This is a genomic window from Ruegeria sp. YTSA168 (genome assembly GCF_059610045.1).
The window spans coordinates 242,927-265,914 of the sequence record NZ_JBXWMW010000004.1 but is presented as its reverse complement, the minus strand read 5'-3'; the positions used below and the strand labels follow the sequence as shown (position 1 = coordinate 265,914).

The following is a 22,988-nucleotide window of genomic DNA, read 5'->3' as shown; positions in this document are numbered from 1 at the left end:
GCATGCTAGCTTGGGGTCAGGCAAGAGGAGGTTCAGAATGCAGAATACTGCGCGCACAGTCGTCATCCACGAATTCGGCGGCTCCGAGGTCTTGCAGATCGAAGATCGGCCCTTGGGCGATCCCGGTCCAGGTGAGGTTCGCATCCGCCATCATGCTTGCGGCCTGAACTTCATCGATGTTTATCAGCGCACCGGCCTCTATCCGTTGGAGTTGCCGCATGCGCTGGGGATGGAAGCGTCGGGCGTGATCGAAGCCGTTGGCGACGGAGTCGCTCATCTGACACCGGGTCAGCACGCCGCCTATGCTGCCGCACCGTCGGGCGCCTATTGCGAGGCGCGGGTGATGCCGGCGGCTCAGGTTTGTCCGTTGCCAGACGGCATTTCATTCGAAGCGGCGGCGGCGATGATGCTGAAGGGCATGACCGTTGAATATCTGTTCCACCGCACCACGCCTTTGCGTCGCGGGGATACGGTGTTGTTCCACGCTGCGGCCGGGGGTGTCGGCCTGATCGCCTGCCAATGGGCGAAATCCGAAGGCATCACTCTGATCGGTACTGCCGGTACAGATGAGAAATGCGCGCTGGCCCAGTTCAACGGCGCGGCGCATTGCATCAACTACCGCACCGAGAACTTCGTCGAACGCGTGGCCGAGATCACCAATGGGCACGGCGTTGACGTGGTGATGGATTCGGTCGGCGCCGACACGTTTGAGGGGTCGCTGGACTGCCTGAAACCGCTTGGGATGATGATCTCATTCGGCAATGCTTCGGGGCCGGTGCCGCCTGTGAATATCGGGATCCTGGGGCAGAAAGGATCGCTCAAGATCACCCGTCCAACCCTATTTACGCATATTGGCGATCACACGGTCTGTCAGGCCATGGCGCGGCGGTTGTTTGGTAAGGTCGAAGGTGGCGAGGTCAAGATTCATATCGACCAGCGTTTTCCTCTGGATCAGATCGCCGACGCGCATCGCGCGCTTGAGGCGCGCCAGACCACCGGTAGCACGATATTGGATGTTTGAACGGAAAGACCCGGCGGGATGCGCCGGGTCTGTTTGATATGCCAAAGCGGATCAGAAACGATACGCTGCACGGAACTGAAGTGTGGTGGCATCGACATCCACGCCGCTAGAGTTGAAGTTGTCGAATTCATGATACAGCAACTCGGCCCCGATGGTGACATTGGGGGCAACGGCTTGTTCATATCCTGCGCCGATGAACCAACCATCATCGCTGCCCAAGGTATCGGTCCCGGCTTCGGCATAGCCGCCAACGCCGTAAAGCAATCCTTGGGGGGTCACTTTGTAACCCGCACGCGCTTTGATACGCCAGACATCCTCGATTGTGGCCGCGCCCGACAGGTCGATATCTGCCCAGTCATAGTCAAAACCACCACCAACAACCCAGTCGCCCAAATCATAATCGTAGCCCAGGATGATGCCGCCAATCGCACCATCACCATCGACGCCGGAAAGGTTGGTGTCAGCGTCGAGATAACCCAACTGCAAACCGCCGTAGAATCCGGTCCAGTCTCCGGTGGACTGCGCCATGAGCGACCCGGCCGTCATACTCGATACAGCTGCTATTAGAGCCAGTTTCACTTTCATCTTCTGATCCTTTCATTCGAAATATGCGCGCAGCTGCCTTGGGTTTGTGGCTGCGCGATTGTACAAGCTGTTACGGTCTCAATCCGAGACTGGATCACCGTTGCCCATATTTTCCGTACGGAATGCTGGTCAATTCGACCGGCCTGTGCCCGCCATGACCGGGTCTGTACTCTGAAAGGTAGGATGCGCCGCGATGGCTTCAAATAAGAAGCGGCGGCAGAACGAGCTGCCGCCGACAGACGATAATTTCTAGGCGGATTATTGCTGCAGTTCAGCCGGAGCTTTGTCAGCAATGTCTTCCCAGTTTGTGCTGGCTTGTTCGATGAAACCTGGGATGTCGCCCTCCCAGCGTTCCTGAATGTCTTTCGACAGGTTCAGATACAGTGTGTTGTCGACGATTTTCCAATGGTTCGGGTCACCATCAAACTTGAAGCCCATCGCCGCACCGAAGGCGCAGTAGCCGCCATAAGCAGGCAGATATGCTTCGGGGTTGGCTTCAAATGCGGCTTTGTTTTCCTCGGACGAGAAGCGGTACATTGCGTCATCATGCAGGGTGGTGATGCGGTAATCGCCCTTGGTGGCTTCACCTTCGGTAAAATACGCAACCGGGTCATAGCCCTGCATCGCCAGCCCGGTCGAGCTGGCATTGATTTCAACGCCTGCGGCCAGGGTCGAAGTTGCCAGGGCAACAGACAGTGCAACGCCACCGATCAGAGATTTAAACGTGTTCATAGCTTCACCTTTCGTGAAAGGGGATGCGCGCGGTCGCCGTAATTGCGATTTGCGATCCCGGATTTTGTCCTGTGACGCCGGTAATTGGCCGTCACAGATCCTCAGGTGGGAAGCCGGATGTTCACGTTCAAAGCAATCAATTGTGATTGTGCAGAGGTGCAGAGATGCTGTTCAGAAATGTGGTCGGGTTAGTCCTCGGGCGTCAGTGCCAGAACAAAGTCGGTAACCTTCTGGGCAGGCATTTCGCAAGGGCGCAGCAATGCGCCGCTGTTGCGTGTTTGATAGAGGTTCAGGCTTATATAGTCCGAGCCACCAAGCTCACGCGCCACAAGCTTATGGGACTTGTTTCCTGCTATGGCCTGACGCGAGACCACATAGCGCCGCCCCTGGGCGCGGCCAGTGAATGTGCCCAAGGGCAATGCGAAAAAGGCGCGGGTGAACGCGTCGGTCGCGGTCACGGCTTTCCGATCTTGGGCTCAGTCCCCGCCTTGATACGTGCTACATTGGCGTTGTGGCGCCAGTAGACCAGCAAGGTGAGCGCAATACCCAAAACGAAGGTGGAGCCATCCGTCAGCACCACGATCCAGGTGGTCGACAATGCGGCCGCCGCCAGTGCGCCGATTGAGGATATCCGCCAGATCGCCGCCGCAACCAACCACGTCAGACAGCAGGCAACACCGACCCGCCAATCCAGTGCCAGCCAAAGGCCGAGGAATGTGGCCACGCCCTTGCCGCCCTTGAAGCTTAACCAAACGGGATAGCAATGGCCCAAAAACGCCATGAGCGCTGCAATCTGGGCCGCGTCTTCACCGGCAAAGGCGCGCGCCAGCAGAACCGCCACAGCGCCTTTTGCAGCATCGAACAGCAGGGTCAGGGCGGCGGCGGCCTTGTTGCCGGTTCGAAGCACATTGGTGGCTCCGATATTACCTGACCCGATCTGGCGCAGATTGCCCAGTCCCATAAGCTTGGCCAGGATCAGGCCAAAGGGAATTGACCCCAAAAGGTAGCCCATGGCCGCCCACAGCAGCAATTCGGATTGTGTACTGTCAATCAAGGGCATCAAGTTCTCCGGTAGACTTCTTTGCCGGCCACGTAGGTCGCAATGACCTTACCCTGCATCCGCTGCCCGTCAAATGGCGTGTTTTGTGATTTGGATCGGAGTGTAAACCGGTCCAGCACAAAAGGAACATCAGGATCAAACAAGACCAGATCGGCTGGCGCATCTGTGGACAAACGACCAGTGTTCAAACCCAGGCGTTTGGCCGGGTTCAGGGTCATGGCACGGAACAGGGTTGGCAAATCCAACTGACCCGAATGATACAGGCGCAGCGCTGCGGGCAACAATGTCTCCAACGCAACCGCGCCCGAGGCAGCCTCTTCAAACGGCAGGCGTTTGCTTTCCTCGTCCTGCGGGGTGTGCATGGAACTGATCGTGTCGATTAGGCCCGTTCGCACCGCTTCAATCACCGCCTGCCGGTCATCCTCTGACCGCAGCGGTGGTTTGACTTTGAAGAAAGTGCGATAGTCGGCCACGTCCAGCTCATTCAGCGTCAGGTGGTGGATCGAGGTTCCGGCGGTGATGTCCAAACCATTGCGCTTGGCGCGTTCCAATGCGGGCAAGGCGCGAGCCGTCGTGATCTGATCTGCGTGATAGGCCGCGCCAGTCATTTCCAGCAATGCGATGTCGCGGTCCAGCCCCATCCGTTCCGCCCGGGCTGACACTGCGGGCAGGCCGCGCAACGCGGCGAATTTACCGCTGGTCGCAGCAGCCCCGGCGCTGAGCCCCGGTTCCTGCGGATGCGCTATCACCAACGCCCCGCAGGACCGCGCATAGGTCAGCGCGCGCGCGAATACCTTGGTGTTGGTCACCACATGATCGCAATCCGTAAAGGCGACTGCACCGGCATCCATCAGAAACCCGATCTCGGTCATCTCGCGCCCCTCACGCCCTTTGGTTAGAGCGGCCATTGGCAGAACGTTCACAGGCGTATCAGCCTGGGCGCGGCGTGTTGCAAATTCCAGCGTTTCCGGCGTGTCGATGGCAGGTGTGGTATCGGGGCGCGTGACCAACGTGGTCACCCCACCCGCCGCTGCCGCGAGACCTGCGGATTTGTAGCTTTCCTTGTGCCGCTCGCCTGGTTCACACACTTTAACGCCGATATCGACAATGCCGGGGGCCAGGCATTTGCCATTGCAGTCCACGACCTGCCCGTCCACCGCAGGGGCATCGCCTTCGCCGTTCGCCACAATCCGCCCGTCCGCGACTTGCAGCCATCCGGTCGCATCCGTCCCGTTCTCCGGGTTGATCAGGCGCGCGTTGGTAAACAAAACGGTGCTCATGGCAAGGCCCTTTCGATAGCGGCTTTGGTTGCGGTGGGATCCGCCTGGTACTTGATTAGATGCTTGTCGCCGCTCTTGGTCACAAGCTGGACGAAACTGCCCATGGTGTTCACGGCTTCGATCTGGGTCAGCCCAACCTTGCGCGGGCCCGGGCCTGTCAGCAACGTATCGGTCATTTCCCATTTGGCGGTCAGTTCTTCCGAAGCCAGATACCATGCGCGCAGGCCGATGGCTGCTAGTCCAGCAGGCGCACCGGTCCAGACATAGGGGTTTCCGACCAACCAGAGCACGACCATCGCCCCGGCCATTGCAGCAGCGGCCAGCCAGGCATTGGTACGAATATATGCGCCCTTGTCGGGGGCAAAGATCACAGGATCAGCCACAGGACACCTCCGATCACCATTAATATGAACAAGGCCAGCGCAGCCGAGCCCATTCGGCGCGGCCTGTCGTCTTGCGCCGGCGGCTGCGGTGCTGAAAACGGCTTGGCACTTTCGGTTTCGATCCGACCGCCAGTCCAGTTTGTGGCCTCTTCCGTGAACAAACCAATTAACTGAACGCGCGGATCCGGGGTAAGCACCGCTGACTGTCCTTTGAACGCAGCGCTGCGCAGAGCCATGACCCAGCCTTCAACAGCGTCCAGCGCCGCGCGATCCAATTGGTCTTCGGAGACGCCGCCCCCTTCGTTCAGATAGCCCCAAAGGCCCAGGTCTTCGAGATCAGACACAGGAAAGATGTCGATCTGTTCTGGGTCCAGATTGGCAACCCCCAAAACCTGATCAGCAGCACCAGGTTCGCGCAGAAACTTGGCCTCTTCCGGGCGCATGTTCAGTGCAAACAGGCGAATGACACCGCGTTCGTGGGGAAGAACGGTCAGGTCGCTCATGCGGCCTCGCGCAGGTTGCGGGCCAGCAGTTCCATGGCGGCCATGCGGACGGCGACGCCCATCTCGACCTGTTCCTGAATGACCGAACGGTTGATGTCATCCGCCAGCGTGCCGTCGATCTCGACCCCTCGGTTCATTGGACCCGGGTGCATGACGATGGCGTCGGGTTTGGCTTGCGCAAGTTTGACTGCGTCAAGGCCATAGCGGTGATAGTACTCGCGCTCTGACGGAATGAACCCGCCATCCATCCGTTCTTTCTGAAGGCGCAGCATCATGACGACATCCACATCCCGCAGGCCTTCGGTCATATCATCATAAATCTCGGCCCCGAACTCGGCGAATTGCGCAGGCACCAGCGTGGGGGGGCCGATCAGACGGATGCGGTTCTCCATCTTGCCCAGCAGGATCAGGTTCGAACGCGCCACGCGGGAATGGGCCACATCGCCGCAAATGGCGATGTTCAGGCGATGCAAGCGCCCCTTGGCGCGGCGGATGGTCAATGCATCCAGCAGCGCTTGGGTCGGATGTTCGTGCCGCCCGTCGCCTGCATTCAGCACGGCGCAATTCACTTTCTGCGCCAGCAGATCGACTGCACCAGATTGTGGATGGCGCACCACCAGCAGGTCGGGATGCATCGCGTTTAATGTCATTGCTGTATCAATCAGGGTTTCGCCCTTTTTGATCGAACTGGCCTGCATCGCCATATTCATCACATCCGCGCCCAGACGCTTACCCGCGATCTCAAAGCTCGCTTGCGTGCGGGTCGAGTTTTCAAAGAACATGTTGATCTGGGTCAGCCCGGACAGCACGTCCGAGTGTTTGGTCGACTGACGGTTCATATCGACATAGGTCTCGGCCAGGTCAAGAATGGCGGTGATATCGGATTGCGACAGATGCTCGATGCCAAGAAGGTGACGATGGGCGAAACGCATGGGCGGGCTCCTGTCTGACAATCGGACCGCTTATAGAAAGCCGCGCGAGGCAAGGCAACCTAAGGTTCTGTGCTGTCGGGCAGTTTCTGGCATCCCCCCTGCGGCAGGCATTGTTCGCCCGGTTTGCACCATTTGCCATATCCGCAATCGATGGCTTTGACAGGGACACAGCCCTGATTTCTGGAGCATTTGAAACCTTGGCGACACTGCGATCCGGTTTTTTCGCATAGGTACCACCCAGGACGCGAGCATCCACCTTGCGGCAGGCAGTAGGATCCGCGCACGCAGATCCGGCCATCGGCGCAGGGCTGCGGTAGGTTTAGTTCGATATCGGGGCGGATCAGCTCGCATTTGCCACGGCCATTGCAGCGGCTCCCGCTGGGGCAATCGAGGCTCGAATTGCAGGCATTTGCACCTTGCGGTGCACATCGCGTGCCACCCGCGACACAGCGCTCGAATGGGCCACAGCTGCGCCCGCCACCGCAATAGGTGCCACCCAGAGGGATGCAGTGTCCATCAAAGCTGCATCTTTGCCCGCCCGAACAACACCGGCTGCCGCAGGCGAATTGACCCCCGCGGCATTGGTCATTGCCGATGGAAAGCTGCGCGTGTAGCGGGCCCGCCGGGGCACTCAGAAGCAGAGCAATCAGAAGGAATCGCAAGATCGATGGCATAACAGGATCATGGTCGGTGCGACCCAGCGCCGTGGCAAGGTCTATTCGCTTTCCATCGGTCAAAAGCCGGTTAGATTGTGGGGTATGGAATCGGGCATGGATTATCACACCGCACGGGCGCTGTTGGACTGGCAGATCGAACTGGGCGTGACCGAGGCGATTGGCAACGCGCCAATCGACCGGTATGCGCTGCCCGATACCGCGCCCAAGCCCAAGGAACAGGCCAACCCCGAGGCCGCGACCGAGAAACCAGAGCAGGTTGACCCGGTTGCCATCGCAAAATCCGCAGCACAAAGCGCCGGATCACTGGATGAATTGCGCGCGGCGATGGAGACATTTGAACATTGTGAGCTGAAACGCGGTGCGCGGCAGTTGGTGTTTGCAGATGGTACTCCGGGCGCGCGCGTGATGATCATTGGTGAAGCGCCGGGGCGGGATGAAGACCGCGAAGGTAAGCCCTTTGTCGGACGCGCGGGTCAGTTGCTGGATCGGATGCTGGCGGCGATTGATCTGGATCGCACGCAGAATGTGTATATCACCAATGTGTTGCCCTGGCGCCCCCCGCAAAACCGCGATCCGAAGCCGGAAGAGATCGGTATGATGAAGCCGTTTCTGGAACGCCATGTGGCGTTGGCCAAGCCCGAAGTTCTGGTGGTGATGGGCAATATCAGCTGCCAAGCCGTACTGGGTAAACGCGGCATCACGCGCTTGCGCGGTACCTGGGAACACGCGCTGGATTTGCCGGTGATCCCGATGTTCCACCCCGCCTACCTGCTGCGCCAGCCGCAGATGAAACGAGAGGCTTGGGCCGATCTGTTGGAGTTGAAAGCACGGCTGGGGGCAGGATGATGCGTATTTTGGCTTTCTCAGACCTTCATATGGCGCGCAACCGGGCGGCTGATCTCGTTGCGGCCAGCGCGCAGGCCGATCTGGTGATCGGGGCCGGGGACTACTGCAATATGCGCCAGGGATTGGGCGAGGCCATGCAGATGCTGTCGGGTATCTCGGCCCCGCTGGTGCTGGTGCCGGGCAATGCGGAAAGCGCGGATGAGCTGACCGATGCTGCGCCAGATAGCGCCCATGTCCTGCATGGCACCGGAATGACGGTCGATGGAATTCACCTGTTCGGGCTGGGCTACGGGGTGCCGGCCACGCCATTTGGCGATTGGTCCTGTGATCTGTCCGAGCCAGAGGCTTCGGAACTGCTGGATCGCTGTGACGACGCCGATGTTTTGATCGTGCATTCTCCGCCTAAAGGGTATGGAGATGTAACATCGCAAGGTGTCTCGGTCGGTTCGGTGGCTGTGCGCGATGCTGTGGAACGGCTTCAGCCCAAGCTGGTTTTCTGTGGCCATATCCACGACAGCTGGGGCTATCGCGGAACGCTGGGCCGGGCTCAAATCGCCAATCTGGGGCCCAAGGTGAATTGGTTCGAGGTGTCGTGATGATCGATCAGGAAAAAGACTTTATTGCGGTTCGTATTGCGGTCCTGACGGTCTCGGACACGCGGTCGCTTGACGACGATCGATCCGGTCAAACGCTGGTCGATCGGATCGAAGCGGCGGGTCACGCCGTTGCAGATCGGCAAATCCTGCCCGATGAGCGTGCGCAGATCGCTGATAAGCTGCGTGCATGGATCGAAGACCCGCAGATCGACGTTGTGATCTCAACCGGAGGCACGGGCCTGACCGGGCGCGATGTCACGGTCGAAGCGCATCGCGATGTCTATGAGAAAGAGATTGATGCCTTTGGAACCGTCTTCACCATTCTGTCGATGGAGAAGATCGGAACCTCTGCCGTGCAATCCCGCGCGACTGGCGGTGTTGCTGGCGGCACTTATCTGTTTGCCCTGCCGGGCAGCCCGGGTGCGTGCAAGGATGCATGGGACGGTATTTTGGAAAAACAATTCGACTACCGCCATCGCCCCTGCAACTTTGTGGAAATAATGCCGCGATTGGACGAACATCTGCGACGGAAGTAGACTGTTCCTACGTTTAACACCTTATAACCGCATTGTGGCTTGGCATATTTCACCGTCCAGCTACATTTTGCGAAAGGTAGCCCATCGCAACCGGGGTAAGTGAAAATGCGTTTTCTAAGGCAAAGTCTTGTCGGTGTCTTTCTGGCGTCGCTGACGTTGGCTTTGCTGTTTGTCGCAGCCCAGATGATCACGGGCGCGGTCCAAGATGTGATCGCGCGCGACACTGCAAAACCCGCGGCGCGTGAGCGTGTTTTCACAGTGTCCGTCAGAACAGCTGAGTTACAGACTGTAACGCCTTATTTGGAAGCCTTTGGTGAAGTGCAAAGCCGCCGTCGGCTTGAACTGCGCGCGGCGCTGGGTGGTCGCGTGATCTCACTCGCCGATGATTTCGAGGATGGCGGGACGGTCACGGCGGGTGAAGTTTTGGTCGAGCTGGACCCTGCGGATACGCAATCCGCCTTGGACCGGGCCAAATCCGATCTGCTGGATGCCCAGTTCGAGGAACGCGATGCGGAACGGTCCCTGCTGCTGGCACAAGATGAGTTGAAATCGGCAGAAGCGCAGGCTGAGCTGCGCGAACGTGCCCTGCAACGGCAACGCGATCTGGAATCCCGCGGTGTGGGCGCGACTGCGAGCGTGGAGGAGGCCGAATTGTCGGCCACCTCTGCCCAGCAATCTGTTCTGGCGCGTCGCATCGCCCTGGCGCAGGCTGAATCGCGTGTGGATCAGGCCACCACGCTATTGGCCCGCGCGCGGATTGCGCTTGAAGCGGCAGAACGCGATCTGGATGATATGACCATTCGGGCCGGGTTCGCAGGCACGCTGACCGATGTCACATTGGTCGAGGGGCGCTTGGTTTCGGCCAACGAAAAACTGGCCGAGCTGGTAGACCCTGATGCGTTGGAAGTTGCCTTTCGGGTTTCGACGGCCCAATTTGTCCGATTGCTGGATGAAGATGGAACCCTATTAAACGCTCCGGTAACCGTGTCGCTTGAGGTGACGGGGGCCGACCTGACTGCAACAGGACGGATCAGCCGCGACAGCGGATCAGCGGGCGAAGGGCAGACAGGTCGTCTGATCTTCGCACGATTGGATAGCGCTTCGGGCTTCAAACCAGGGGATTTTGTGACGGTCACCGTTCAGGAACAGGCGGTCGACGCCGTGGTGCGTTTGCCCTCATCCGTTCTGGATGCGGCGGGCACGGTACTGGTGCTGGGCGCGGATGACCGTCTGGAAACCTTGCCGGTGCAATTGGTCCGACGGCAGGGAGATGAGGTTTTGCTGCGCGGCGACAGCCTGGAAGGTCGCGAAGTGGTTATTGGCCGCACGCCGTTGCTGGGCTCGGGCGTGCGCGTGCGCCCCCTGCGGGTCGAGGAAAGCGCCGACGCGGATATGGTCGAGTTGACGGATACGCAGCGCGCGCAGCTTGTCGCGCAGGTTGAGGCCAGCGAAGGTATGCCTCAGGATGTCAAAACCCGAATGCTGGGTCAGTTGGAAGCGGCTCAAGTGCCTGCCTCGCTGGTCCGTCGTATTGAAAACCGGGCCGGAGGCTAAGCGCTATGATGCGCGAAATCCCAAGCGCGGCGGGCGGCATTCTGAGCTATTTCACCCGACACCGGACGGTCGCCAATCTTCTGTTACTGGTTATGCTCGTTCTCGGGACTGCCGCGATCCCGAACATGCGCGCGCAGTTCTTTCCCGATGTCATACTGGAACGGGTCGATGTTAACGTCGAGTGGGAGGGCGCAGGCCCCGAGGATGTTGATAACGGAATTGTTCAACTGCTGGAGCCCGAGCTGCTGGCGGTCGAGGGCGTAGCCAGTACCACAGCCACTTCACGAGAAGGGTCCGCGAACATCCGGCTTGAGTTCGAAGCCAACTGGGATATGTCCCGCGCCGTCGAAGATGTTCGGACCGCCGTTGATAGTGTCACAACTTTGCCTGAAGACGCCGCAGAACCCTCGATCCGGCGCGGGGCTTGGCGTGATCGTGTAACAGATGTTGTGATCACCGGCCCGGTGGCGCCTGACCAGCTGGCAAAGTTTACCGATGAACTGATCAACAGGCTGTTCGCTGCGGGTGTTACACGCACCACGATCCGAGGTTTGGCTGCGCCGCGCGTGGTGGTCGAGGTTCCAACGGCGCAATTGATCGCCAACGACATTGCCTTGTCTGACATCTCCTCGGCCATTGCTGCCGAGGTTAACGCCAGCCCCGCCGGGGACGTCACGGGCGCCAATGCCCGTATCCGGACAGGTTCGGAGAAACGCACCCCGGAAGAGATCGAAGGCATCGCATTGCTCAACTTTGCAGACGGATCCAAACTGTTCGTGGGCGATGTTGCGCAGATCCGGGTTGAAGGGGTCGACCGCAATCGCAGCTATTTCGTGGGCGATGATCCGGCCATGTCCATTCGGGTGGATCGTTCTAATCTGGGCGATGCCATCGGCATTCAACATCAGGTCGAAGACGTGGTGGCCGAGATGCAGGCCAGCCTGCCCGAAGGTGTCACGGTCGAGTTGATCCGGACGCGGGCGCAGTCCATCACAGACCGGCTGGACATTCTGATCGACAACGGTCTTGTCGGGCTTGGGCTCGTTGTGTGCCTGCTTTTTCTGTTCCTTAATGCGCGGATTGCTTTCTGGGTGGCCGCAGGCATTCCCGTCGCAATGTCAGCCGCTATTGCGCTGATGTATCTGGGTGGCCTGTCGATCAACATGGTCTCGCTATTCGGCCTGATCATAACCCTAGGCATCGTGGTGGACGACGCGATCGTGGTGGGCGAACACGCTGATTTTCGTGCCCGCCGACTGGGTGAGCCGCCCATGGTTGCCGCTGAACGCGCCGCCCGGCGGATGGCCATGCCGGTATTCGCGGCAACACTAACAACCGTGATCGCATTCTTCGGCCTGACTCTTGTCGGTGGTCGGTTCGGAGAGTTGATCCGCGACATCCCATTCACCGTGATCGCCGTTCTTGCGGCCTCACTGATCGAGTGTTTCCTGATCCTACCCAACCACATGGCCCATGCCATCGCCCATTCGGCGAAGGAGCATTGGTACGACCTGCCCAACCGGGTCGTCAACCGCGGGTTCCGCTGGGTGCGGGACCGCCTGTTCCGGCCCTTCATCGCCTGGGTGGTCTGGGCCCGCTATGTGGTTGTTGCGTTGATGGTTGTCATTCTGGCCAGCCAGATCGCCCTGTTCATCAGAGGCGATGTGAACTGGCGGTTCTTCAACGCGCCCGAGCGTGGCTCGGTCACCGGCAACTTTATCATGGCCGAAGGGGCGACCCGCGCCGATACGTTCGAGATGATGCGCCAGTTGCAGCAAGCCGCCGAAGAACTAGGCGCAATTTACGAGGAACGTCATGGTCGTAACCCCATCGATTACGTTTTGGCCGAGGTTGGCGGCAGCGCCGGGTTTGGCCTGTCGGCTGCCGAAGGCAAGGATGATGATCTGCTGGGCGGCATCTCGATCGAACTGATTGATGCTGACCTGCGCCCATATTCCAGTTTTGAGTTTGTGGGCGAGCTTCAGGATTTCGTGCCCCGCCATCCCAAGGTCGAGCTGATCAGCTTCCGAGGCTGGCGGTCCGGCCCAGGTGGCGATGCCATCGACGTGCAGTTCTACGGTTCCGACGTGAACACGCTCAAGGCCGCATCAGAGGACCTTCAGACTGAATTGTCTAAATACCCTGAGGTCTCGGCGCTTGAGGACAATCTTGCTTATGACAAGGAAGAGTACATTCTGGACCTGACCGCGCAGGGGCAGGCTTTGGGCTTCCGCATCGAAACTCTGGGGCGCGTATTGCGCAACAGATTGAACGGGATCGAGGCCGCGACCTTCCCGGATGGGCCTCGCAGTGCCGAAATTCGGGTGGAACTGCCCGAGGGCGAACTGACGGCTGACTTCCTTGAACGCACGCTGATGCGCACACCCGATGGGGTTTATGTGCCGTTGGCCGATATTGTCTCGGTCGAGCGGAAATCGGGATTCTCAACCGTGCGGCGCGAAAACGGGTTGCGGGTGATCTCGGTCAATGGCGACATTTCCGAGGATGACCCGACCCGCGCGGCAGAGATTGAACGCGCGCTGAACGAAGAGATTTTGCCCAATATCGCTGCTGAACGACAGGTCGAATGGCGCATGGCGGGGCTGAGCGAGCAGGAAAACGAGTTCCTGTCCGAGGCGCGCACAGGCCTGATCCTGTGCCTGACCGGGATTTATCTGGTGCTGGCCTGGGTCTTTGCCAGTTGGTCCAGACCGCTGGTGGTGATGGCCATTATCCCGTTTGGCTTGGTGGGTGCGATCTGGGGGCATTATATCTGGGATGTGCCGCTGAGCATGTTCACGGTTGTTGGCCTGCTGGGTATGACCGGGATTATCATCAATGATTCAATTGTTTTGGTGACAACCATAGATGGCTATCAGCAGGAACGCGGTCTGGTGCCGTCGATTGTCGAAGGCACGGCTGATCGTTTGCGCCCGGTGATGCTGACGACGCTGACGACAGTGCTGGGCCTGACGCCGTTGCTGTATGAAGGCTCTCAGCAAGCACAATTTTTGAAGCCGACCGTGATCACTCTGGTCTACGGCTTGGGTTTTGGCATGTTGCTGGTTTTGGTTCTGGTTCCGGCCTTGCTGGCCATTCTGAATGACGTCTCCCGCCCGATGACAGCCATGCGCCGTGCCATGCGCGCGCCGGATCGGGTGTTGCAGGGCGCTGTCGCGGCCACCGGGGTCGTGCTGATGCTGTGGTTTGCAGTGACGATGGTGTGGCCTGCAGTTGCTGGTGCACCGATGGGCATTCTCTCTGCGCTTTACCCGGATGAGGGCGGCGCGGGTGTCTTGGATATGGGGCTGGGTGCGTTTTTGGCCGGAGCACTCCCGATACTGGCGCTAAGCTTTGCCGCGTCGGGATTGCTTTATGTGCGGTTGAAAGGCCGGGTTGGCACTTAGCCCACGCGCAGGGCCCGTTCCAAAAGCTGGGGCACGCGCGCGCTCATCTGTAAATCGCCCTGACGTATCCGTTCAATCGGAAACCAGCGCGCGTCCAGCGCGTCATCGCCGGCTTTGGGTTCGCCCGACTGATAGCGGCAGGCCACGCCGACGAGCAGGTAGTGTGAGATGACTTCTCCGGCCTCGTCTCGTCGCAGCAGATCCAGATTGTCGAGGTACTGCAGCGGTTCTGCGATGATCGATGTTTCTTCAAACAACTCTCGTTGTGCCGCCTCCAGAACGGTTTCGCCCCATTCCACGTGACCGCCTGGAAAGCCCCATAGCCCACGGTCGGGCTGTTTGCTGCGTTGCACCAGAAGGACCTGATCCTGAAGCAGGACCACGGCCAATGCGCCGATCTTTGGGGTTTGGCTCATGCGATCAGCCTGCGCTGCAGCCCTGAATGTCGACCGCGTGGTTCGCACCCAGAACCGTGATACGAATCTCGGACCGATCCAGTGCGAAGGGCGCGCCCGACGCGTTGATGACTTCTGCCGTTGCAATCAGCGTGCCGCCCTGACGCACTGTTTCGGGTTGTGATGCCCAAAGCACCGGATTGCCCGGTTCGATCACCGCTATCTCCTGTCCACCTGCTGACGGCATGGTCACGCGCGCCTCGATCTGCATGCCGTCTGCTGTCGGTGTCAGGCTGCATCGTGCGGATGAAACATTGGCCTCTCTTGCCGAAAACGGACGTTGGGCCAGCGCTGCAGCGATAGTCGGGTTGCGGTCGGCCTTGGCGTCCAGTGTATGGTCGAAATCCAGCCGCTCGGGGATGCAGACATCCTTGCAGACGCCCAAATCCATCTCGCCGCGCAGGCGAACAGGTTTAGCTGGGTTTTTCGGCGTGATCTCAACCGGCAAAACCAGTTGATCCTCGTACCCGATGGATTGCAGCCCATTCTGGTCAAACACATCCGGTGCAGGCCATGTGATCGACACATCGCCAACATTGCGCGAACCGGTCCAGTCAAATTGCGGCGGAATCCCCGCATCCCCCGGCGCGCGCCAGTAGGTTTTCCAGCCATCCTGCAAGGTCAGGCGCAACGCCCCCAGATAGGTGCCATTGGTGGTCTGACCCCCATCCAGAATGTCCAGTTGGACAACACCATCTAACTGCTGTGCCGAGGCAGGTGAAATGGCACACAGGCAGGCTGCAACAGCGGCTGCGATGGGTTTCTTGAGCGCGTTCATGCCCTATACATGCGCGGTACGCGGTTGAAATCCAAGTCACGTTCGGGTCACCGGACTGAAATCTGCCAAAAACCTATGTGGCATCTTGCCAATCGCAGGGCCACAAGGTCATTGTTGAGGTACCATCACAAAGAGACCCCGCCCTATGAACCTGACCGGAAAACTGTTGATTGCGATGCCCGGCATGGGCGATCCGCGTTTCGACCATTCGGTTGTCTATATGTGCAGCCATGGCGATGACGGCGCGATGGGGTTGATCATCAACAAACCCTCGGACCTTCGTATCAAAGCCCTGCTGGGGCAGCTTAACATCGCCTGCCGCATACCGGTTGTCGGGGAACGCCTTGTGCATTTCGGCGGCCCGGTCGAGATGTCGCGCGGCTTTGTTCTGCATAGTGCTGACTACGACGCCAATCTGCATTCGTTGCAAATCTCGGAGTCTTTCAGCATGACCGCAACGCTGGATGTGCTTGAGGATCTGGCCTCTGGTCGGGGTCCATTGGATTCGATGGTTACGCTGGGATATGCTGGCTGGGGCCCCGGACAGCTGGAGGATGAGATCGTCATGAATGGCTGGCTGACAGCCGAGGCGAGCTCGCAACTGGTGTTTGACGTCCCCGATGATGACAAATGGGAGGCCGCTCTGGCCACGCTGGGTGTCGATCCGCTGAGCTTGTCTGCCAGTGCCGGGCGCGCGTGATCAGCTGTCGCGCGGTGCTGCAGCACGGCGCAGGCGGTCATTGATAGCAGCCCCCAGATCATGATCGGGAATAGGGGACACGGCAATCGGTCGGCCCGTTTCGTTCAATCTGTGCAATGCGGCAAACAGATTGGCGGCGGCTTCGATCAGGTTCCCGCTCTCGGACAAGTTCAGGTCGCAGTCGACCGAACCAAAGCCCAGTAAAACCTCATCACCCTGCTTCGACTGCGCATTCAGGCGAACCGGCGCGTCCGGCGCGTAATGCGATTGCAGTTGTCCCGGTGCGGTCAGATGATCTCCGGCTTGATGCAAGTGCAGGCGTGTGTTGAGGGCGGTTTCGACATCCTCAAGCGCGATGCCGCCGGGGCGCAGCAAGGTGGGCTCCCCGGCCAGCCCGACAATGGTCGATTCCAAACCGACACCACAGGGGCCGTCATCCAGAATGGCAGAAATTCGGTCGCCAAGCCCTGCACGCACATGATCGGCGGTGGTCGGGCTGATCTGGCCAGAGGGATTGGCGGATGGGGCTGCCACTGGGCCGTCAAAGGCGGTCAGCAGGTCTCGGGCCGTTTGGTGGGCCGGGACGCGGACGGCCAGTGTTTCCAACCCTGCAGTGACCAACGGAGAGATTCCATGACCATCCCGCAAGGGCAGAACCAGTGTCAGTGGTCCGGGCCAAAAAACATTGGCAAGCGTTTCTGCATGGTCTGACCAGTCGACAAATCGCCGGGCCGCTTCTACCGAGGCGACATGGGCGATCAGCGGGTTAAAGCTGGGCCGTCCCTTGGCTTCGTAGATCGCGGCGACCGCGTCGCCGTTCCGGGCGTCGCCGCCAAGGCCATAGACGGTCTCGGTTGCAAAGGCCACCAGCAAGCCCTGCCGCAAAAGGTCTGCGGCCCGAGCAATGCCGCCTGGGTCCGCTGTCAGATCGAGAGTCGTTGGGATCATGTCTGGTGACGCCGCGTTTCGGTTGCTCGGATCATAGGGAACGTTAGGTAATGCTTCCAAGCCTTGATGCATACCGGTGCAGTGTCGGAATTCCAAGCCCGCCTGCAAATAGCCGGTCAGACAGCCCCTGAGGGAAACAATGCCATACCGCGCGCCGCTTTCAGATTACCAGTTCCTGTTCAAAAACGTCGTAGGATTCGACCAGATCGCCGCCACAGATCGCTTTTCGGATGCCAGCCCGGATGTGGTCAGCGCGATCCTGTCTGAGGCAGGCAAGATGTGCGAAGAGGTTCTGGCCCCGCTTCAGCGGCCCGGTGATCTGACGCCCGCTCGGTTGGAAAACGGCGTTCTGCGCAGCTCGCCCGGTTATGCCGATGGCTGGAATGCGATTGCCGAAGGTGGTTGGATCGGCATCAGTGGCGATCCGGAATATGGCGGCATGGGCCTGCCGATCACTATCACCACCGCCGTGAACGAGATGATGAGCGCAGCTTGCCTGTCGCTGCAATTGGCCCCGCTGATGACTCAAGGCCAGATCGAGGCACTGGAACATCATGCCAGCGATGACCTCAAGGCGCTGTACCTGCCCAAGATGATGGCGGGCGAATGGTCGGGGACCATGAACCTGACCGAACCGCAGGCCGGGTCCGATGTTGGCGCGCTGACCTCGAAAGCTGAACCCAAAGGGGACGGCACCTACGCAATCACGGGGCAGAAGATCTATATCTCCTGGGGTGATAACGATTTTGCGGGGAATGTCTGCCATCTTGTTTTGGCGCGCCTGCCTGATGGGGTTCCCGGCACCAAGGGGATTTCGCTGTTTCTGGTGCCCAAGTTCATTCCGGATGCCGAGGGCAATCCGGGCGTTGCCAATGATCTGAAAGTTGTCTCGCTTGAACATAAGCTTGGCCTGCACGGCTCACCGACCTGCGTGATGCAATATGACGGTGCAACCGGCTGGCTTGTTGGGAAAGAACATGGCGGTATGGCGGCCATGTTCACCATGATGAACAATGCACGCCTGGGCGTGGGCGGACAGGGCGTGGGCGTGGCCGAGGCAGCCTATCAACACGCGCTGACCTATGCGCTGGATCGCAAACAGGGCAAAACGCCCTCGGGCACCATCATAGATCATGCCGATGTACGCCGGATGTTGGCCGAGATGCGTGCCGACACCTTTGCAGCACGCGCAATTATGCTGGCGAATGCGGTGGCCATTGATATGGCGCAGGCCACTGAGGATGCCGAATGGGCCGCGCGTGCGGCACTGTTGACCCCTGTTTGCAAAGCCTTTGGATCACAGACCGGGATGCGCGTCTCGGAAACAGGTGTTCAGGTGCATGGCGGCATGGGTGTGATCGAAGAAACCGGGGCGGCTCAGTACTACCGCGATGTCCGCGTAACAGCGATCTATGAAGGCACAAATGGCATTCAGGCCATGGACCTTGTTGCCCGCAAGATGATGGATGAGGGCGAAGCCGCCTCGCGCCTGTTGGATGAGATCGAGGATCATGCCGAACAGGCCCGCGCTGCGCTGCCTGATCTTGCCGGTCCCGTGTGGGAGGCGACCGAGTCCTTGCGCGAAGCAACAGAATGGATTGTCAGCCAAGGGGATATGAACAACCGGTTTGCCGGGGCGCATGCCTACCTGCACGCGTTTGCGCGTGTTCTGGGCGGGCACTATCACCTTAAGGCGGCATTGGCCGATCCGCAGGGTGCGCGAGGTAAGCTGGCGCGGTTCTATATTAACAGTTTGCTCCCACAATATTCCAGTCTGCTGGTTCAGGCGCAAAACGGGGCAGAGGACCTGTTTGCGCTCAGTGCAGATGATCTGGCGGCTTAAGAACTGAATGGCGGTGTCGATGATCGAATATCCCTGGCCCGACCCGCCCGCACCCGGTGAGGCGATTGAGATTGCCGAAGGTATCCTGTGGATGCGCCTGCCGCTGCCCATGGCGCTGGACCATGTCAATGTCTACGCGCTGGACGATGGGGATGGCTGGACCCTTGTGGATACCGGGATTTCATCCGGGAAAACGCGCGCGATCTGGCAGCAGCTGATGTCCGGTCCGCTTGCGGGCAAACCTGTCCGCCGCGTGCTGGCGACCCATCATCATCCTGATCATGTCGGCAATGTGGGTTGGTTTCAGTCTGAGCATGGTGCCGAACTTCTGACCAGCCGCACGGCGTGGTTGTTTGCGCGTATGCTGACATTGGATGTTCAGGAAAGCTGGCCCCAGGAAACGCTGGATTTCTACCAAAGCGCGGGCATGTCTGCCGAGGTTCTGAACAAACGCAAGGCTGACCGCCCCTTCAACTTTGCCGACACGGTGTATCCCATGCCATTGGGGTTCACGCGGGTAAAACAGGGCGATGTGTTGCGCGCAGGTGGGCGCGATTGGGATGTGCATATGGGCAACGGCCACGCTCCGGAACATGTCACACTCTGGAGCCGAGATGACAATCTTGTGCTGAGCGGCGATCAGATCCTCAGCTCGATCAGCCCCAATCTTGGCGTCTATGCAACCGAACCCATGGCCGATCCGGTCTCAGGCTGGTTAGAGGCGTGCGAACGGCTGGAAGGGCTTGCGCGGGCCGATCATCTGGTTCTGGGGGGTCATAAGCTGCCCTTTTCCGGTTTGCCCCTGCGCATGCGGCAGCTGATCGACAACCATCACGGAGCGCTAAAGCGCCTGCTGGATGATCTGGATAAACCCAAAGCTGCGGCGGATTGCTTTGCGCCGCTGTTCAAACGGACCATTCGTGAGGGGGAATATGGCCTCGCGCTGGTCGAAGCGGTTGCACATATGAACCATCTTTACCACATTGGGTCCGTCACCCGGGCGCGCCGCGCAGACGGAGCCTGGGTCTACCAACGCAAAGGGTAAAGAATGCAGGACGAGATCGAGACCTCAGCCGAGGCAGCCGAAGCAGCAGCACTGCCGCGTTGCTATGAGGTGCACGCCAATTCCGAAGCTGAATCCGGGTCGAAGCCCCTGCCGGAGCCTTTGCAGAAACCGGTTGAAACCAAAAGCCCGGCACAATGGGCTTATGAACGACTGATCCTGTACATCCAGAACTTCGAGAAGACACTGGATGGCGATCACGAGGTGGCAATGGGGTTCACTGGCGGTGACGCCGGAGTGCTGCGGATTGAAGGTATGGGCTATTTTGACCCTGATATCATCACCTTCTATGGCTCGGACGGGGCCGGGGGACGCACACAGCTGGTGCAGCATGTCAGCCAGCTGAACGTGATGTTGCGGGCGCTGCCAAAGTCGGTCGAAGACAAACCGGCCAATCGCATCGGGTTCCGGCTGGCCGCCGATCTGGAAGAAAGCTGACTTGCAATTCACGCCTGCGCAGCCTTGAATGAATTGATCATTCAGGAGGCCACGACGTGTCTTATATCACAGCCATAGTCCAGGCCTATTTTGGGGCTTGGGCCCGGCGGCAGACCTTTGTTCCCATCTACATTGCAGTGCGCCTGCTGCTGATCGCACTCATCGCGCCTGCTATGGCCGCAGCGGTCAATCTGGCGGTCTCCCTGTCTGATCAGTCGGCGTTGACGGATCAGGATATCGCGACCTTCATCCTTTCTCCCGCAGGGTTCACCGCGGCCCTGGTCGTGCTGAGCCTGTTTCTGATGGCCGAGGTTTTTGTCTTTGCTGTCATGGCAGGCTCGCTACGCATGGACGAGCCCAATCCGTGGCGGGCGGGCAGTTCTGCAATCCGGCTGGTGGTGTCGCGCCTGCCAGCCCTGTTTGGGTTTGCTTGGCGCTTTATTCTGCGCGTTCTGATTCTGGCGCTGCCTTTTCTCGCCATCTCTGGGTTGATCGCGTGGTGGGCGTTTACGGAATACGACATCAACTACTACCTGACCTTCCATCCGCCCGCCTTCTGGATTGCCGTTCTGCTGATCGGTGCGCTTGCTTTGGTGATGGCTTGGGTCCTGATCCGCAGACTATCCGCATGGGCGCTGTCGCTGCATCTGGTACTTTTCGAGAATGTCCACCCGGCGCATGTGTTTGGGGTCAGCGCCATACGGATGGAGGGGCGGCAAGGACGCCTGAAGTTGTCTTTGGTTGCCTGGCTCGGCCTGCGCCTTGTGATCGCAGCGGCGATTGCGGCGATTGCTGGGCTACTATTTGCTCTGGTTCCATTACAAGGCAGCGATCACCTTCGGATGGCGCTGATCTATAGCCTTGTGATCGCGGGGCTTTGGTCATTGTCGGGGTTGGTGCTGGCGGCAACGGCGCTCGGCGCGCTTGCGTTGCTGCTGGATGGATTCTTTGAGCCACAAGTCGCGGACCTGCCGCATCCCGAACCGCGTCATCTGCGCCCCTCACTCATCGGGGCGGTGGGCCTTTCGGTGATTGCGCTGCTGGTCGGCAGCTGGTTTGGCCATCGTCTTCTGGAGCAGGTACAGGCGCCGGATCGGGCCGAGGTGATCGGCCATCGTGGTGCGGCAGCGTTGCGGCCCGAAAACACCATGGCCTCGGTCCTGAAAGCCATCGAAGACGGTGCAGATTGGGTTGAGATCGATGTGCAGGAAACTGCGGATAATGAGGTGATTGTTGCGCACGACAGTGACTTCATGAAATTGGCGCAGGTCGATCTCAAGGTTTGGGATGCCACGATGGAGGATGTGGCACAGATCGACATCGGCAGTTGGTTCGGCCCCGAATACGCGGATCAGCGTACCCCAACGCTGCGCGAGGTTCTGGAAGCCACAAAGGGCAAAGCCAAGGTAATCATCGAACTGAAGTACTATGGCCACGATATCGATCTGGAAAACCGGGTGGTTGCGCTGGTCGAAGAGTTTGGGATGCAGGAGCAGATCGCCACGATGTCTCTGAAATACCCTGCCGTGCAAAAGATGAAATCTCTGCGCCCCGATTGGCGCGCGGGTGTTTTGGCCGCAACGGCAGTGGGTGATTTATCTGGTCTTGAAGGCGATTTTGTCGCCGTGAATGCGGCGTCGGTCTCTCCGGGGTTGATCCGTTCCGTGCACGACGCGGGCAAGGATATCTATGTCTGGACGGTGAATGATCCGCTACAGATGTCTGCCATGGCTTCGATGGGCGTTGACGGGTTGATTACCGATCGCCCGGCCATGGCGCGCGAGGTTTTGAGGATCCGGGCCGAGATGGGTCCGGCTGAACGCCTTCTGCTGTGGCTCGCCACCACCTTTGGTATGCAGGTCGACACGCAGGCGATGCGCGATGCCAGCCCGTAACTTCGCGGTGCTGTTGGTCTGCCTGTCCGGCGATGCGGCGGCTCAGGATTTGATGCGCAGCGTCGAGATGCCTGCACATCGCGCTTTGATCGCACAACGGGGCACCGCACCTTTGACACCGTTTGAAACAGATGGCTGTTCAGGCGGTCTGTCGGCCAGTTGGCGCTGGGTTGCCGATACATTCCCGCAGATCGGAGACTTATATGAAGCCCGTCCCCCGTGGGAGGAATGCTGCGTGGTTCACGACCGGGCCTATCACAATGCGGGCGCAGCCTTGCTGCCCGAGGACAGCTACGACGCGCGCCTGTCTGCAGATCAAACCCTGCGCACCTGCGTCAAGGATCATGGGGACACATATGCCGAAGACTACGCCCAGCGATATGACATGACGCCGGATCAGGTGCGCAACGTTCATGCGCTGACGGCGGATGCCATGTATGGGGCTGTCCGGTTCGGCGGCGGACCTTGCAGCGGGCTGCCGTGGCGTTGGGGGTTTGGGTATCCGGGGTGTTCCGTTTTCGCGGATCGTACCCCTGCGCGCGAATGACGTCGTGACAGCCCCTGCCTTTTCGATTATCCAACAGGAAAACACGCGAATTGGGATTCTGAGACTCATGGCTGACCACAAGCACGGCGAAATGGACATCACCGTTCAAACCAAAACCTTCAACGGCTTTATCAAAGCCACAACCTGGTGTGCGGTTGCCATCGCCTTCCTCTGCCTGTTCCTGGCGGTTTTTGCTGCGTAACCCATAG

At 59.5% G+C, this 22,988-nt stretch carries 25 protein-coding genes; 13 read left to right on the top strand and 12 right to left on the bottom strand.

What is annotated here, in order from left to right; genetic code table 11:
* Positions 1–37: 37 nt before the first annotated feature.
* Positions 38–1,021 (top strand): quinone oxidoreductase family protein, encoded by a 984-nt coding sequence (locus AC2FFE_RS10615; protein ID WP_496818945.1) that lies wholly within the window; start codon positions 38–40, stop codon positions 1,019–1,021.
* Positions 1,022–1,072: 51 nt separating this feature from the next.
* Here AC2FFE_RS10615 and AC2FFE_RS10610 read toward each other — a convergent pair whose 3' ends face one another.
* The 9 genes from AC2FFE_RS10610 to AC2FFE_RS10570 form a co-directional block, all read right to left on the bottom strand.
* Positions 1,073–1,606, bottom strand: coding sequence for an outer membrane protein (locus AC2FFE_RS10610; protein ID WP_496818946.1), 534 nt, complete (start codon positions 1,604–1,606; stop codon positions 1,073–1,075).
* 258 nt (positions 1,607–1,864) lie between these two features.
* Positions 1,865–2,338 carry a YHS domain-containing (seleno)protein gene (locus AC2FFE_RS10605; RefSeq protein WP_496818947.1) on the bottom strand — a complete coding sequence of 158 codons (474 nt, stop codon included), beginning with the start codon at positions 2,336–2,338 and terminating at the stop codon, positions 1,865–1,867.
* A 188-nt stretch (positions 2,339–2,526) separates the two neighbouring features.
* Positions 2,527–2,796: a hypothetical protein gene (locus AC2FFE_RS10600; protein WP_496818948.1), complete on the bottom strand. Its 270-nt coding sequence runs from the start codon at positions 2,794–2,796 to the stop codon at positions 2,527–2,529.
* Complete coding sequence (gene plsY / locus AC2FFE_RS10595) at positions 2,793–3,398, bottom strand: glycerol-3-phosphate 1-O-acyltransferase PlsY (RefSeq protein WP_496818949.1); 606 nt, start codon at positions 3,396–3,398, stop codon at positions 2,793–2,795. The genes AC2FFE_RS10600 and plsY overlap by 4 nt, the downstream gene beginning before the upstream one ends.
* Entirely contained in the window at positions 3,398–4,678 is a 1,281-nt protein-coding gene (gene pyrC / locus AC2FFE_RS10590; protein WP_496818950.1) for a dihydroorotase, read from the bottom strand. The genes plsY and pyrC overlap by 1 nt, the downstream gene beginning before the upstream one ends.
* Positions 4,675–5,061 carry a hypothetical protein gene (locus AC2FFE_RS10585; RefSeq protein WP_496846586.1) on the bottom strand — a complete coding sequence of 129 codons (387 nt, stop codon included), beginning with the start codon at positions 5,059–5,061 and terminating at the stop codon, positions 4,675–4,677. Before AC2FFE_RS10585 ends, pyrC begins: the two co-directional genes overlap by 4 nt.
* Positions 5,046–5,564 (bottom strand): hypothetical protein, encoded by a 519-nt coding sequence (locus AC2FFE_RS10580; RefSeq protein ID WP_496846585.1) that lies wholly within the window; start codon positions 5,562–5,564, stop codon positions 5,046–5,048. The genes AC2FFE_RS10585 and AC2FFE_RS10580 overlap by 16 nt, the downstream gene beginning before the upstream one ends.
* Positions 5,561–6,496: an aspartate carbamoyltransferase catalytic subunit gene (locus AC2FFE_RS10575; protein WP_480548465.1), complete on the bottom strand. Its 936-nt coding sequence runs from the start codon at positions 6,494–6,496 to the stop codon at positions 5,561–5,563. The genes AC2FFE_RS10580 and AC2FFE_RS10575 overlap by 4 nt, the downstream gene beginning before the upstream one ends.
* Before the next feature lie 340 nt (positions 6,497–6,836).
* Positions 6,837–7,085, bottom strand: coding sequence for a hypothetical protein (locus tag AC2FFE_RS10570; RefSeq protein WP_496818954.1), 249 nt, complete (start codon positions 7,083–7,085; stop codon positions 6,837–6,839).
* Positions 7,086–7,254: 169 nt separating this feature from the next.
* Here AC2FFE_RS10570 and AC2FFE_RS10565 point away from each other — a divergent pair, with 169 nt between their 5' ends.
* The 5 genes from AC2FFE_RS10565 (at position 7,255) to AC2FFE_RS10545 (ending at position 14,112) form a co-directional block, all read left to right on the top strand.
* Positions 7,255–8,019, top strand: coding sequence for a uracil-DNA glycosylase (locus AC2FFE_RS10565; protein WP_496846676.1), 765 nt, complete (start codon positions 7,255–7,257; stop codon positions 8,017–8,019).
* The gene (locus AC2FFE_RS10560) at positions 8,019–8,615 is read left to right on the top strand and encodes a metallophosphoesterase family protein (RefSeq protein ID WP_496846584.1); all 597 of its coding nucleotides are present in this window, start codon (positions 8,019–8,021) and stop codon (positions 8,613–8,615) included. Before AC2FFE_RS10565 ends, AC2FFE_RS10560 begins: the two co-directional genes overlap by 1 nt.
* Positions 8,615–9,151, top strand: a complete 537-nt coding sequence (gene moaB / locus AC2FFE_RS10555; protein ID WP_496846583.1) for a molybdenum cofactor biosynthesis protein B — start codon at positions 8,615–8,617, stop codon at positions 9,149–9,151. The genes AC2FFE_RS10560 and moaB overlap by 1 nt, the downstream gene beginning before the upstream one ends.
* Positions 9,152–9,256: 105 nt before the next feature.
* Positions 9,257–10,705: an efflux RND transporter periplasmic adaptor subunit gene (locus AC2FFE_RS10550; RefSeq protein WP_496818957.1), complete on the top strand. Its 1,449-nt coding sequence runs from the start codon at positions 9,257–9,259 to the stop codon at positions 10,703–10,705.
* 5 nt (positions 10,706–10,710) lie between these two features.
* Positions 10,711–14,112 carry an efflux RND transporter permease subunit gene (locus AC2FFE_RS10545; RefSeq protein WP_496846582.1) on the top strand — a complete coding sequence of 1,134 codons (3,402 nt, stop codon included), beginning with the start codon at positions 10,711–10,713 and terminating at the stop codon, positions 14,110–14,112.
* Here AC2FFE_RS10545 and AC2FFE_RS10540 read toward each other — a convergent pair.
* Positions 14,109–14,528: an NUDIX hydrolase gene (locus AC2FFE_RS10540; RefSeq protein WP_496846581.1), complete on the bottom strand. Its 420-nt coding sequence runs from the start codon at positions 14,526–14,528 to the stop codon at positions 14,109–14,111. The genes AC2FFE_RS10545 and AC2FFE_RS10540 overlap by 4 nt on opposite strands.
* 4 nt (positions 14,529–14,532) lie before the next feature.
* Positions 14,533–15,345 (bottom strand): protein-disulfide reductase DsbD domain-containing protein, encoded by an 813-nt coding sequence (locus AC2FFE_RS10535; protein WP_496846580.1) that lies wholly within the window; start codon positions 15,343–15,345, stop codon positions 14,533–14,535.
* 145 nt (positions 15,346–15,490) lie between these two features.
* Between AC2FFE_RS10535 and AC2FFE_RS10530 the strand changes: the two genes are divergently transcribed.
* Complete coding sequence (locus tag AC2FFE_RS10530; protein ID WP_496818961.1) at positions 15,491–16,045, top strand: YqgE/AlgH family protein; 555 nt, start codon at positions 15,491–15,493, stop codon at positions 16,043–16,045.
* Here the strand turns inward: AC2FFE_RS10530 and AC2FFE_RS10525 are convergent, their stop codons facing one another.
* On the bottom strand, positions 16,046–16,993 hold the full coding sequence (locus AC2FFE_RS10525; protein WP_496846579.1) for an L-threonylcarbamoyladenylate synthase: 948 nt from the start codon (positions 16,991–16,993) through the stop codon (positions 16,046–16,048).
* A 139-nt stretch (positions 16,994–17,132) separates the two neighbouring features.
* Here AC2FFE_RS10525 and AC2FFE_RS10520 point away from each other — a divergent pair, with 139 nt between their 5' ends.
* From AC2FFE_RS10520 to AC2FFE_RS10495, 6 genes are all read left to right on the top strand, one after another.
* Complete coding sequence (locus AC2FFE_RS10520) at positions 17,133–18,836, top strand: acyl-CoA dehydrogenase (RefSeq protein ID WP_496846578.1); 1,704 nt, start codon at positions 17,133–17,135, stop codon at positions 18,834–18,836.
* A 19-nt stretch (positions 18,837–18,855) separates the two neighbouring features.
* Positions 18,856–19,881, top strand: a complete 1,026-nt coding sequence (locus tag AC2FFE_RS10515; RefSeq protein ID WP_496818964.1) for an MBL fold metallo-hydrolase — start codon at positions 18,856–18,858, stop codon at positions 19,879–19,881.
* 3 nt (positions 19,882–19,884) lie between these two features.
* Positions 19,885–20,337 (top strand): DUF6173 family protein, encoded by a 453-nt coding sequence (locus AC2FFE_RS10510; protein ID WP_353013580.1) that lies wholly within the window; start codon positions 19,885–19,887, stop codon positions 20,335–20,337.
* Between the two features lie 56 nt (positions 20,338–20,393).
* Positions 20,394–22,232: a glycerophosphodiester phosphodiesterase family protein gene (locus tag AC2FFE_RS10505; RefSeq protein ID WP_496818965.1), complete on the top strand. Its 1,839-nt coding sequence runs from the start codon at positions 20,394–20,396 to the stop codon at positions 22,230–22,232.
* Positions 22,219–22,779 carry a hypothetical protein gene (locus AC2FFE_RS10500; RefSeq protein WP_496818966.1) on the top strand — a complete coding sequence of 187 codons (561 nt, stop codon included), beginning with the start codon at positions 22,219–22,221 and terminating at the stop codon, positions 22,777–22,779. Before AC2FFE_RS10505 ends, AC2FFE_RS10500 begins: the two co-directional genes overlap by 14 nt.
* A 67-nt stretch (positions 22,780–22,846) precedes the next feature.
* Positions 22,847–22,981 carry an aa3-type cytochrome c oxidase subunit IV gene (locus AC2FFE_RS10495; RefSeq protein WP_496818967.1) on the top strand — a complete coding sequence of 45 codons (135 nt, stop codon included), beginning with the start codon at positions 22,847–22,849 and terminating at the stop codon, positions 22,979–22,981.
* Positions 22,982–22,988 lie beyond the last annotated feature (7 nt).